Source organism: Paenarthrobacter sp. 10N417 (genome assembly GCF_056394745.1).
Map to the genome: position 1 here is coordinate 67,503 of NZ_JBFTIL010000011.1, position 13,359 is coordinate 80,861.

Genomic DNA, 13,359 nt, shown 5'->3' on the forward strand with positions numbered 1-13,359 from the left:
AGAAGAATCTAGTTGTGCTAAATCGTCAGCGGCGCTCTAATGGAGTCAGCAGCAGCGAAGCAGCCCCAGCAGTGAGGAATCCCATGAAGGCTCTCTACAAATCCGGACCACACGCAGGGTTCGAACTCGTTGACCGTCCCGAGCCCGAAGCGGGACCCGGCGACGTCAAGATCCGGGTCATGACCACGGGCATCTGCGGTACCGACCTCCACATCCAGAGCTGGGATGCCTGGGCCCAAAGCATCATCGAAACGCCGCTCATTGCGGGCCACGAGTTCTACGGTGAAGTAGTGGAAGTGGGCGAGGACGTCCGAGACGTCAAAGTTGGAGACCGGGTGTCCGGTGAAGGCCACGTGGTTTGCGGAATCTGCCGCAACTGCCGTGCTGGACGCCGCCAGATGTGCATCCACACCGTCTCCGTTGGAGTGCAGCGCGATGGTGCGTTCGCCGAATTTGTGGTCATTCCGGAGACCAACGTGTGGGTCCACCACGACGAATCCGTCACGCCGGAACTCGGTGCCATCTTCGATCCCTTCGGCAACGCTGTCCACACAGCCCTGAGCTTCCCCTTGGTGGGCGAAGACGTCCTCATTACCGGCGCAGGACCCATCGGGCTGATGGCCATTGCCGTCGCCCGCCATGCTGGCGCCCGCAAGATCGCCATCACTGACGTATCTGCTCCCCGACTGGAACTGGCCCGCCAAATGGGCGTTGACCTCGCCGTCGACGTTTCCAAAATGCGCGTCCGCGACGCACAGCGGGAGCTGGGTATGCGCGAAGGATTCGATATCGGCTTGGAAATGTCCGGACACCCCACGGCACTGCCTGAGATGATCGACAACATGAACCACGGCGGGCGGATCGCCATGCTGGGCCTTCCCAGCCAGTCCATCGACATCGACTGGGGCAAAGTGGTCACCCACATGCTCACGCTTAAGGGCATCTATGGCCGCGAAATGTTCGAGACCTGGTACGCGATGAGCGCCATGCTTTCTTCCAACCCTGTGCTGCACCGGAACATCTCCGCAGTGGTCACCGACAAGCTGTCGGCGACCGACTGGGAGAAGGGCTTCGACATCGCCCGCGCCGGAACCGGCGGCAAAGTAGTCCTCGACTGGACCGAACTCTAACCCCGCTGCCGCCACAGAACCTTTCCCGACGTATTCAGGAGCACCCCATGTACTCAGCCATCAAAGACCAACTCCAAGGCGAACTCGACGAGATCCGCAGCGCCGGCCTCTTCAAGACCGAGCGCCATATCGACTCCCCACAGGCCAGCCACATCGCCGCCGGCCAACTCGGCCAGCCAGCCAACACTGTGCTGAACTTCTGCGCCAACAACTACCTTGGCCTTGCCGACCACCCGGACATCATTTCCGCAGCCAAGGCCGCGATGGACGAGCGCGGCTTTGGCATGGCCTCTGTGCGCTTCATTTGCGGCACCCAGGATCTTCACCTGGAGCTCGAGGACCGCGTCTCGGCCTTTTTGGGCACCGAAGACACGATTCTGTTCTCCAGCTGCTTCGACGCCAATGGCGGGGTGTTCGAGTCCCTCTTCGGCCCGGAAGACGCCATCATCTCGGACTCCCTCAACCATGCATCCATCATCGACGGCATCCGCCTGAGCAAGGCCAAGCGCTTCCGCTACGCCAACCAGGACATGGCTGACCTTGAGGCCAAGCTCGTTGAGGCCGAGGGCTCCCGCCGCAAGATCATCGTCACCGATGGCGTGTTCTCCATGGACGGCTACCTCGCACCGCTTGAAGCCATCTGCGACCTCGCTGAGAAGCACGACGCCCTGGTGATGGTGGACGACTCCCACGCCGTCGGCTTCATGGGATCCACGGGTGCCGGTACTCCTGAGCACGCCGGTGTTTCGGAGCGCGTGGACATCTACACCGGCACGTTCGGCAAGGCCCTGGGTGGGGCATCCGGCGGGTACGTTTCAGGCCGCGGGGAAATCGTCGCGATGCTGCGCCAGAAGGCCCGCCCGTACCTGTTCTCCAACTCACTGGCGCCTGCCATCGTGGCCGCCACCATCAAGGCGATCGAGCTCGTCCAGGAATCCGGGGAGCTCCGGACCCGCCTGTTCGAAAACGCAGCCCTGTTCCGTCGCCGCATGAGCGAGGAAGGCTTCGAGCTCCTCGACGGCGAACACGCCATCATCCCCGTGATGTTCGGTGACGCCGTAATAGCCGCAAAGGTTGCTGACGAGATGCTCGGGCACGGTGTCTTCGTTACCGCCTTCAGCTACCCAGTAGTGCCGAAGGGCGCGGCCCGCATCCGCGTCCAGCTTTCCGCCGCGCACAGCAGCGACGACGTCGAAGCTTGCGTCCAGGCGTTTGTGAAGAGCCGGGCGGCAGTCGCCTAACAGTCCCCGATGCTCTCTCACATCCTGCCGCGTCAGGCCTGATCTTCTCTCACATCCTGCAGCTTTCCACCGGATGTTCTCTCCCTTTCTTGACGCAAGGGAGAGAACATTCGGCGGTTGGGGGTTGGATGTGAAGGAACATCCGGCCGTTGGGGGTTGGATGTGAGAGAGGGATGGGCACCTCTCGTGCCGTCTGACAGGATGGAGCCATGGCTTCGAATTATGACGTGGTAATCGTTGGCGGCGGCATTGCGGGGCTTTCCCTGGCGTCCGCGCTCGCAGGGAAGTGCACGGTTGCACTGGTGGAGGCCGAGCAGTCGTTGGCCTTCCACACCTCCTCGCGCTCGGCCCGCCAGTTGATTCCGAGTTATGGACCTCCCACAGTGCAGGAACTCACGGTCCGGACCCTGGAGCTGATGAGGGCCCGCGACGCCGAACTTCCGGAGCCCGTCCTTACCCCACGCAGGTTCATGCTGGTGGGCGATGAGGAAACAGTCCGGGCAGAAGCCAGCGGCAACATGCACACAATCACCCACGCTGAAGCCATGCAGCTCTGCCCGGTCCTGAAGCCGGACTCGTTCCAGGCCGCGGGGTTGGACAACGGCTCGTTTGGTTGCAATGCACCGGCCTTGTTGGAAGATCACCGGAAGAGGGCTCAGGCGGCGGGAGCTGACATCATCACCGGTGCGCGTGTCCACTCGGCCCAGCGGCTCGGAAGTGGCTGGCAGGTGGGTGCCGGAACGGAAGGTTTCCAGTCCGCCGTCGTGGTTAATGCCGCAGGTGCGTGGGCGGATGAGTTGGCGGTCATCAGCGGCGTGGAGAAGTTGGGACTGCAGCCTTATCGGCGGACCGCGGCGATTGTGAACGTCGAGCAATCGCTGACGCCGCAAATGCCCATGGTGGCTGCAGCCGATCACTCGTTCTACTTCCGCGCCGAGGGCAACCAGGTGCTCATCTCGCCGTCGGAAACCGTGCCCAGCGGGGCCGAAGACGCTAAGCCGTATGCCGGTGATGTGGACAAACTCATCAGCAGGCTCAACTCACTGACAACCTTGGGCATCCGTTCAGTGGATCGTGCATGGACGGGGTTGCGGACAGAAGCTGCGGACGGAATCCCGGTGGTTGGTTTCGACGCCGAAGCGAAGGGCTTTTTCTGGCTGGCCGGGCAGGGCGGCTACGGATTCCAGACGTCCTCGGCCATCGCCGAGCTGGCGGCCGCCCTGATCCTGGGCGAGGTAAAAGAGGACAGTCCGGAATCCCGGACAGCCGAACAGCTTGCGGCCGTTCGCTGGTCCATCCGGCGCTGAACAATAGGGACATGAGCGGAATCAGCAGTCCAGGACAAAACAGCACTCTTATCACCAACATCGGCGAGCTGATGACCCAGGACCTGGAGCATCGTGTCCTCAAAGACGCCGCGATCGTGTTCGAAGGCGAGCGCATTGCCTGGATCGGGTCCAACAACGACGCTCCTGTGGCGGATACAAAGATCGACGCCGAAGGCCGCGCCGTCCTGCCTGGCTGGGTCGACTCGCACTCCCACCTCGTTTTCGCCGGTGATCGCACAGCCGAGTTTGAGGCCCGCATGGCCGGGCAGAGTTACAGTGCCGGCGGCATTGCTGTCACTACGGGGGCTACCCGCGGCGTGAGTGACGATGAACTGACGACTCTGGTGAGGGACCGTGTCACTGAAGCCGTCTCGCAGGGGACTACCTACCTTGAGAGCAAGACCGGCTACGGCCTGGACGTGGAGAACGAAGCCCGCAGTGCACGCATCGCCGCGGCTCTGGTGGACGAGGTCACCTACCTCGGCGCGCACCTGGTGCCGGCCGGGTCCGATCCGGAGGAGTACACGGACCTGGTCTGCGGTGAAATGCTCGACGCCGTCCTGCCGCATGTGCGCTGGGCGGATGTGTTCTGCGAGCGCGGTGCGTTCACGGAAGAGCAGTCCCGCAGGGTCCTTACGGCTGCCCGGGACGCGGGGTTGGGGCTGCGCGTGCATGGCAACCAGCTGGGCGAGGGGCCAGGCGTTGCGTTGGCCGTGGAGTTCGGGGCCGCCAGCGTGGACCACGTGAACTACCTTTCGCAGATGGACATTGACGCGCTGGCGGGAACCTGGAAGGGCTGGGACCCGGCTACGGGCAGTGGCGCCCGTGGAACCGTCGCAACGTGCTTGCCCGCTTGTGACTTGTCCACGCGACAGCCGCTCGCGCCAGGCCGGGAGCTCATCGATGCCGGCGTCCAGATCGCCCTGGCCGCCAACTGCAACCCCGGGACGTCGTACACGAGTTCCATCGCATTCTGTGTCACCACGGCGGTCCTGCAGATGCACCTCAGTGTCCACGAGGCCGTTCGGGCGGCGACGTACGGCGGCGCCCTTGCATTAGGCCGCGAGTCCGGGAACGACGTCGACGGCGAACGGGCGGTGGGTTCGCTCGCCGTCGGTCATCGCGCGGACCTTCACATGCTGAAGGCGCCCTCGGCCACGCACCTCGCGTACCGGCCGGGGATCCCGCTGACGCATTCGGTGTGGCGGGCGGGCGTTCGGGCCGTCTAACAAGACCCCTGGCACAGCTGACAGACTGTGGACATGGCAAGGGGAATTCTTCGCATATTTCCGGGGGCGGCGCCGGGAGACTTGGGCCGGGCAAGGACCACGACGGGTTTTGTCCTGGCGGTGCTCATCCCCGTTCTGGTCACCGCAATGATGTCTTTTGCCCCGGATCTGAACTTTGCCACCCATGTCCTGGTGCATTTGACCGGGGTGATGGCGGTGGCGTTCATCGGCGGTCTATGGCCTGCGGTGCTGGCCGCGATTCTGGACTCGTTGCTGCTGAATTATTTCGAGACCGAACCAGTCGGGACTTTCAGAATCAGCGACCCCCAGATTCTGTTTGCCGTGCTCGTGTTCCTGGGTGCGGGGATTGCGGTGTCCCTCGTGGTAGGGCTCTCGGCCAAGCGGGCTCAGGAGGCTATTCATGCCCGTGCCGAGGCGGCGACACTCTTGGATTTGGCCAGGAACGCCCTGATAGAGGACGACACCATTGCGGCATTTCTGGATAAGGTCCGTGAGACCTTCCAAGTGGGCTCGGTGGGATTATTTACCCGAACCCCCGGCGCCATGACTTCCGGTACAGGAACCTCCAGCACAAGGGACGGCTGGGAACTCCAGGCGCAGTCAGGTGAAGCGCCGCCACAGCCTCCGGGTTCGGCTGATTCAGGGGCCGGGGCCTATGAAATGGCAGATTCCGAGACGGCCCTTGTGGTCTCTGGCAGGCCACTCACTGCCGGCGAGCGGCGGCTGCTGGCGGCCCACGCGACCCACCTGCTTTTACTAAGGCAACGTTATGCACTCCAGCTCAGGCTGAAGACGACCACGAAACTGGCTGAGGGCAACAGCATCCGGACGTCCATTCTGAACGCTGTCAGCCATGACTTGCGGACACCATTGGCCGGAATCAAGCTGGCCGTGACCGCCCTGCAGCGCCAGAAGCGACGGCTTCCCGAAGAGATACAGGACGAGATGCTCCATACCATCGACTCCTACGCGGACCGCCTTGACTCCTTGGTGGACAATCTGCTGGACATGTCACGGATCTCCAGCGGATCCACTGCCCCGCTTACATCCTCGGTGACGTGGCGTGATGCCATCGAAGACGCGTTGCGGGGACTGCCGGCAGGAGCCATCCGGATCGATCTTGCTCCTGACATTCCAGCCATTGATGCTGACCTGGGCATGCTGGAACGCGTCATTGCCAACATCGTCGAGAATGCCCTGAAATATGCGGCAGGCTCGGATATCGTCATCGTGGGACCTGCCAAAGGTTCGGGGGTGGCGACGATTGAAGGACGCCCCTGCGGAGAGCTGAGGATCGTGGACCACGGCCAAGGTGTGGCCGCGGCGGACGTGATCGCCATGTTCGAGCCGTTCCAGCGGCTGGATGATGCTCCGGCCGGCCTGGGCATAGGCCTCGGACTGGCCGTCGCGAAGGGCTTTACCGAAGCGATGGGCGGCCAACTGAAGGCTGAACCGACGCCGGGAGGGGGACTGACGGTTGCCATCCGCCTTCCTCTTTCCACCGGCGACGGGAATGCTCATCCCGCATCCGGCAGCGCGGAACGAGGTGAGGCATGAGGACCGTGCTCGTCGTAGACGATGAACCCCAACTGCTACGCGCTTTGCAGGTAAATCTGCGCGCCGAGGGATACGAGGTGCTCACCGCAATGGACGGCACCACGGCTCTGCAGCATGCCGAGGTCAACCATCCGGAAATTATTGTTTTGGATCTTGGACTGCCGGACATCAACGGCGTTGACGTCATCACCAGGATCCGTCGTTCCAGCAGCACTCCAATCATTGTCCTGTCCGCCAGGCAAGGGTCCGTGGACAAAGTCCGTGCCCTCGACGCCGGTGCGGATGACTACGTCACGAAACCTTTTGGCCTGGACGAACTCCTGGCACGGTTGCGCGTCGCTGAACGCCGTCTCGGGACGTCCGACGGCGGCGAACAAGTCGTGATTGTCGACGTCGGGGACTTCGCAGTGGACCTTGAAAAGAAGAAAGTGACCCGCGACGGCGCACCAGTGCGGCTCACCCCGCGGGAATGGGCCATCCTGCAACTGCTGGTCTGTAACCCGGGACGTCTCATCACCCAGCAGCAGATGCTGGCCAGGATCTGGGGCCCGGGATACGACGGAGAAACGCATTACCTCCGCGTCTACATGGGACAGCTGCGCCGCAAACTTGAAGCCGACCCTGCCCGGCCCAGGCATCTGCTCACCGAAGCCGGGATGGGTTATCGCTTCGAGCCGTAACCGGCAGCGCGGAAGGGGTGTAAATGATTCGTAAATAGAAACGTCTTTCCCGGTTTGATGCTTTCCCTTGGTGTTAGCTTCGGCTGTGACCGCGGCGCATTATGCCGCGCGGAAAGGAAATAATGACCACGTTGAGCAGGCCCCCTGCTGACCCATCGGCGCCCAAGCCAGCCGGAAAAGCCGCACTGAAAAACTGGCTGCTGTTCGGGCTCCAGGACAGCAAAGGCACCCATCAGGGCCCTGGCGGAATAACCGCGGCCAACGAGAAGAAGCATCCGTGGTGGCAGGTCATGTGCCTGACCGGCGTCGATTACTTCTCCACCCTGGGTTACCAGCCCGCGATCGCGGCACTGGCCGCCGGCGTGATCTCACCATTGGCGACCCTGGTGCTCATTGCCGTCACCTTGTTGGGCGCCCTGCCCGTCTACCGCCGCGTCGCCCGGGAAAGCCACCGTGGCGAAGGCTCCATCGCGATGCTTGAACGGCTCCTGCCACGCTGGGGCGGCAAGCTCTTCGTCCTCATCCTGCTCGGGTTCGCCGCAACCGACTTCATGATCACCATGACCCTCTCCGCCGCCGACGCAAGTGCACACCTCATTCAGAACCCTGTCGCCCCCGGTTGGTTGCAGGGCCAGAACATCCTCGTCACGCTCTTCCTCCTGGCGCTGCTGGCTGCCGTCTTCCTCCGCGGCTTCAAGGAAGCCATCGGAGTCGCTGTTGTCCTCGTCGTCCTTTACCTGGGCCTCAATGCCATAGTCGTGGTCGTGACCCTCACCCAGGTGTTCACGCACCCGGTCGCCATGGGCGGCTGGTGGAACGCGCTCTGGACCTCGCACGGGGACCCTTTCATGGTTGTGGGAATCGCCCTGCTCGTCTTTCCCAAACTTGCCCTCGGTCTTTCAGGGTTCGAAACAGGTGTCGCCGTCATGCCCCAGGTCCGCGGAGACGAGGCCGACACCGAGGAACACCCGGAGGGCCGCATCCGCGGTACCCGCCGAATGCTGACAACCGCCGCTGTCATCATGAGCGGATTCCTTATCACCACCAGTTTCATCACCGTCGTCCTGATCCCGGAACAGGAATTCCAACCCGGCGGACAAGCCAACGGCCGCGCCCTGGCGTTCCTCGCCCACGAATATCTCGGCGTCGGATTCGGCAGCATCTACGACATCAGCACCATCGCCATCCTGTGGTTCGCCGGGGCCTCCGCCATGGCAGGACTGCTGAACCTCGTCCCGCGGTACCTGCCGCGCTACGGGATGGCCCCCGGGTGGGCCAAGGCCGTCCGCCCACTGGTGCTCGTCTTCACTCTCGTCGGTTTCCTCATCACCTTCCTCTTTGAAGCCGACGTCGATGCCCAGGGCGGCGCCTACGCTACCGGCGTTCTGGTGCTGATGACCTCCGCGGCGGTTGCCGTCACGCTCTCTGCGCGCCGACGCAGGCAGCGTAAACGCACCATCGGCTTCGGCATCATCTCCCTGGTGTTCACCTACACCACCATCGCCAATATCTTCGAACGCCCCGAAGGTATCAGGATCGCGGCAATCTTCATCCTGGGAATCATCGTGATTTCCCTGCTCTCCCGCATCCGACGCTCCTTCGAACTCCACGCCACCCGCGTCCACTTGGACCGCCAGGCCCTGGAATTCATGTCCGACACCCTCGAAGGACCCATCGCGATCATCGCCCACGAACCGCTCCGGCTCACCGCCGAAGCGTACGGGGACAAGCTCACCTCAGCGATCGAGGTCAGCCATCTGCCCCTGGAGCAACAAGCCATCTTCCTCGAAGTGATCGTCGACGATTCATCAGACTTCGAAACGGAACTGCAAGTACACGGTGTGATGCGGCACGGGTACCGGATCCTGGAGGTCCACGGTCCCGTCGTACCGAACACCATCGCGTCCGTCCTGCTCCACATCCGGGACGTCACGGGGCTCATGCCACACATCTACTTCCGATGGACGGAAGGAAATCCTTTCACCAACCTCCTGCGCTTCCTGTTCCTGGGCGAAGGTGAAATCGCTCCCGTCACCAGGGAAGTGCTGCGGGAGGCGGTGCCTGATGTCACCCAGCGCCCGTGGGTCCACGTCGGCTGAGAAAGGAGGTGTTCGCGGATGGGCGCGCATCAAGACGATACCGACGGCGGCGTGAGGTTCGCTGCGCTGCCGGACTCAGTGGAGGGTTACGGAGGCCGGGGTGTAGACGGCGCTGCGTATTGCCCTCCGGGGGGCTACCTCTTCAGGGACAAAGCCGGAGACACATGGTGGATTATTTTCCAGGTATCTCCTGACCAGGGTTCTCACGGACCCAAGGTCCGTGGAGATGTCCTGGGCTGCAGCGAAGCCTACGACGAGCTTGTTCACGTCCGGGTGCTGGCCTCCGACGTGCTCCGCGAAGATGCTGATTCTGCCTTCCGTCAGCAAGCACCCTCCAGCTACGAAGAGGCGGCAAGGGTTGCCGCAAGCATCCCGCGAGGCGTAAAGGAACCGTAAAGGATTCCCGATTTTCCTGCTTCCACGTTTTCTCCGGTGCTACGCTCCCGGAGATCATGTCGGCAGACAGGAAGACGAGGCAGTGACAACATCGGCCCGGAAGGACATTCCGGACAGCATCCCAACCCCTGAACGCAAACGGCAATCAGGAAATCCGCTGGTGCGATGGTTGTTGGAACACCGCGTCCACCAGCCCGTCGGTCCTGAATCCGTTGAGGACCACGCCACGCAGCAAAGCTGGTGGAAGGTCATGTGCCTGACGGGCGTTGATTACTTCTCAACGTTGTCCTACCTGCCGGGTATAGCAGCACTTGCCGCCGGTGCCCTTTCCCCGCTGGCGACGTTGTTGATCGTTGCTCTGACCTTGCTGGGCATGCTTCCGATGTACCGCAGGGTGGCAAAGGAAAGCCCACACGGGCAGGGATCCGTGGCCATGCTGGAGAACCTCCTGCCTTTCTGGCGCGGCAAAATTTTCGTACTCGTCCTTCTCGGATTCGTTGCGACATCGTGGATCATCACCATCACCCTGTCCGCGGCCGACGCAACGGTGCACCTTCTGGAGAACCCGTTCCTTCCGCCGTTCCTGGAAGGCCAAGCAGTGGCAGTGACGGTCGTACTCCTGCTGATCCTGGGCGGGGTGTTCCTTATGGGCTTCAGCGAGGCCGTCGCCGTGGCGATACCGCTCGTGGCCGTGTTTTTGGGACTGAACGCCATCATCATCGGCGTCGGGATCCCGGCGCAATTGTCCTCCTGGTCCGAAGCGCTGACTGCCGCGTCCGGGGGTGGCCTGGGTGGACTGATCCTGCCTGCCCTGATCGCCTTCCCCCTCCTCGTCCTGGGCCTTTCGGGATTCGAGACCGGCGTCAGCATGATGCCCCTGGTTTCGGCGAAGGGTGCGACTCCCGAGGAACGGCTGGCTGCCCGTATCAGGAACACCCGCAAACTCCTCACCACCGCTGCGGTCATCATGAGTGTCTATCTGATTGGCAGCAGTTTCGTCACGACTGTCCTGATACCGGCAGAAGCATTTCGGGAGGGCGGGGAAGCCAACGGCCGTGCCCTGGCCTACCTGGCACACCAAAGGCTCGGCGAAGGATTCGGATCCATATACGACATCAGCAGTGTCCTGATCCTCTGGTTCGCCGGGGCATCAGCGATGGCGGGATTGGTCAACATCGTCCCGCGATATCTCCCCTCCTACGGCATGGCGCCGGACTGGACCCGGGCGGTGCGTCCCGTTGTACTCGTCTACACAGCCGTGAGCGTACTGATTACCATCGGCTTCAACGCGGACGTGAACGCCCAGGCAGGAGCCTATGCCACGGGAATTCTTGCCATGATGGTTTCTGGCGCCGCCGCGGTGACCATCTCAGCCCTCCGCCGAAAACGACGCCGGGCAGCCATCGGTTTCAGCGTGCTGACCCTCATTCTGCTCTACGCCCTGATAGCGAATGTCATTGAGAAACCTGATGGACTCACCATCTCCGGCTTCTTCATCCTCGGCATCATCGTTGTGTCGCTCGTTTCCCGGGTTAGCCGGACGACCGAGTTGCGTGTGGACCGCATCGAATTCGACGAGAATGCGCGTCGTTTTATCGCAGATTCCCTCGACTACGACGGCCGGCTCAACCTCATCGCCAACCGCCCCGAGGCACGGGATGCTGCCGAATACGCGGCCAAGGAAACCGATCAGCGGGAACTGAACCCGGTCCCTGGCTCCGCCGACGTCATCTTCCTGGAAATCGATGTCAGTGACCCCTCCAGTTTCAGCGACACGCTCACTGTTACCGGCGTCGAAGTTGCCGGTCACCGCATCCTGCGAGCCCAAAGCCCCGCCGCACCGAACGCGATTGCTGCGATCCTCCTGGCTCTGCGCAACGCCACTGGCGTCCGTCCCCACGCTTACTTCGAATGGTCTGAAGGTAACCCGTTGGCACACCTGATGCGATACCTGCTGCTGGGCCGCGGCGACACCGCACCCGTCGTCCGGGAAATCATCCGCGAAAACGAACCCGATCCCGACCTTCGCCCAGGCATCCATGTCGGTTAACCCAAAGCCGGCGGCTAACCCAAAGCTCCGCTCCCGGACCCCTGGACCACCCCAAGCCGGGAACGGCAACGGACGCACGTTGTGGAAGCACCGTGACCCGCAGGCGCGCCGTGAGAACGTCGTCAGGCGCGCCCTCTCACATCCAGTCCGCTCGGTACCCATCGCTTTCCTGGCAGTCATCCTCCTTGGCGCAGCCCTGTTGATGCTGCCCGTCTCCCGCAACGGTCCTGATCCAGCCACGCTCATGACGGCCCTGTTCACCGCCGTGTCCGCGACGTGTGTCACGGGCCTGATTACCGTTGACACGGCGACCTACTGGACACCTTTCGGGCATGTCGTGATTCTGGCACTCATCCAGGTTGGCGGGTTCGGCATCATGACCCTCGCGACCCTGCTTGCCCTGCTCGTCCGCAAAAGCATCGGCTTGCGTGGCCAGCTTGTTGTGCAGTCAGAAACGCACACCCTCAACCTCGGGGATGTTCGCTCCGTGCTGTTCCGGGTCGCCAGAATCATGGTCGTTTTTGAAGCGGTAACAGCAGCAATCCTGACTGTCAGGTTCTGGCTCGTGTACGACTCCAACCCGGCCGTTGCACTGTGGCACGGCGTCTTCCACGCAGTATCTGCCTTCAACAACGCGGGGTTCGCGCTCTACAGCGACAACCTCATCAGTTTCCGCGAAGACCCTTACATTCTGGTGCCCATCTGTTTGGCCATCATTTCCGGTGGCCTCGGATTCCCCGTACTCATCCATTTGCTCAACGGCGGGGGACTGCGGCTCCGGAACTGGACAGTACATTTGCGTCTCACAGTCTTCGGTACGATCTTCCTGCTCACGGCCGGCTTCGTGTTGTTCGCCGCCTTCGAATGGAACCGGGCCGAAACCCTGGGGACGCTGTCCATCCCGGGCAAGATCGTCGGTTCCCTCGCTGGAAGCGTGTTCCCCCGGACCGCGGGATTCAACAGCATCGACTACGCGGTGGCCTCACCGGAGACGCTGATGGTCAGCGACATTCTGATGTTTATCGGAGGGGGAAGCGCCGGAACTGCAGGTGGAATCAAGATCACGACTTTCCTCCTCCTGGCATTCGCCATCTGGAATGAAGTCCGGGGCCGGGGCGATGTGACCATAGCCCACCGGTCCATTAGCCCGGCCTCGGTACGGCAGGCCCTCTCGGTAGCACTGCTCGGCATCGGTGCAGTCATTACTGGAACCATGCTGCTGCTCATGTTCACCGACTACAGCCTCGAGAAGGTCCTGTTCGAATCCATCTCGGCGTTCGCCACCGTCGGCATGAGCACAGGAATCACGTACAACCTCCCTCCATCGGCTGAGTGGGTACTCATGGTTCTGATGTTTACAGGCCGCATCGGGACGGTCACGGTCGCTTCGGCATTGGCCCTGTCCTCCCGCCCCCGCCTGTTCAAATTGCCTGAAGAACGGCCCATCATCGGCTAACAGGAACAAGCTGGGCCTTCCCGGCCGCTCTTCACCGATTCCCACCGTTTCCACTGCCAGCACTTTGCCACCCTCCTGACTACTGGCCTGCCCAATTGCCGGATCCACTTCAGTAGATGATCCTTGTGAGATCGAAACTGATCGTTTAGTGTTTCTATAGATCATAAAACGT

General features: G+C 62.3%; 10 protein-coding genes. All 10 read left to right on the forward strand.

All coding sequences use genetic code 11. The annotated features are described in order from the left end of the window. Nucleotides 1–83: 83 nt before the first annotated feature. Nucleotides 84–1,130, forward strand: coding sequence for an L-threonine 3-dehydrogenase (gene tdh / locus AC1DCM_RS14775; protein WP_477518807.1), 1,047 nt, complete (start codon nt 84–86; stop codon nt 1,128–1,130). A 47-nt stretch (nt 1,131–1,177) separates the two neighbouring features. Beyond that, the gene (locus AC1DCM_RS14780; RefSeq protein WP_477518808.1) at nt 1,178–2,371 is read left to right on the forward strand and encodes a glycine C-acetyltransferase; all 1,194 of its coding nucleotides are present in this window, start codon (nt 1,178–1,180) and stop codon (nt 2,369–2,371) included. A 209-nt stretch (nt 2,372–2,580) separates the two neighbouring features. Next, nucleotides 2,581–3,678: an NAD(P)/FAD-dependent oxidoreductase gene (locus AC1DCM_RS14785; protein WP_477518809.1), complete on the forward strand. Its 1,098-nt coding sequence runs from the start codon at nt 2,581–2,583 to the stop codon at nt 3,676–3,678. A gap of 11 nt (nt 3,679–3,689) precedes the next feature. Beyond that, nucleotides 3,690–4,928, forward strand: coding sequence for an imidazolonepropionase (hutI, locus tag AC1DCM_RS14790; protein WP_477513696.1), 1,239 nt, complete (start codon nt 3,690–3,692; stop codon nt 4,926–4,928). Between the two features lie 33 nt (nt 4,929–4,961). Next, nucleotides 4,962–6,506, forward strand: a complete 1,545-nt coding sequence (locus AC1DCM_RS14795; protein ID WP_477518810.1) for a DUF4118 domain-containing protein — start codon at nt 4,962–4,964, stop codon at nt 6,504–6,506. Beyond that, complete coding sequence (locus AC1DCM_RS14800; protein ID WP_442016976.1) at nt 6,503–7,186, forward strand: response regulator; 684 nt, start codon at nt 6,503–6,505, stop codon at nt 7,184–7,186. Before AC1DCM_RS14795 ends, AC1DCM_RS14800 begins: the two co-directional genes overlap by 4 nt. A gap of 122 nt (nt 7,187–7,308) precedes the next feature. Next, the gene (locus tag AC1DCM_RS14805) at nt 7,309–9,285 is read left to right on the forward strand and encodes an APC family permease (protein WP_477518811.1); all 1,977 of its coding nucleotides are present in this window, start codon (nt 7,309–7,311) and stop codon (nt 9,283–9,285) included. Nucleotides 9,286–9,303: 18 nt separating this feature from the next. Next, nucleotides 9,304–9,681, forward strand: coding sequence for a hypothetical protein (locus AC1DCM_RS14810; RefSeq protein ID WP_477518812.1), 378 nt, complete (start codon nt 9,304–9,306; stop codon nt 9,679–9,681). A gap of 82 nt (nt 9,682–9,763) precedes the next feature. Next, nucleotides 9,764–11,731, forward strand: coding sequence for an APC family permease (locus AC1DCM_RS14815; protein WP_477518813.1), 1,968 nt, complete (start codon nt 9,764–9,766; stop codon nt 11,729–11,731). After that, complete coding sequence (locus AC1DCM_RS14820; protein ID WP_477518814.1) at nt 11,721–13,187, forward strand: TrkH family potassium uptake protein; 1,467 nt, start codon at nt 11,721–11,723, stop codon at nt 13,185–13,187. Before AC1DCM_RS14815 ends, AC1DCM_RS14820 begins: the two co-directional genes overlap by 11 nt. Nucleotides 13,188–13,359 lie beyond the last annotated feature (172 nt).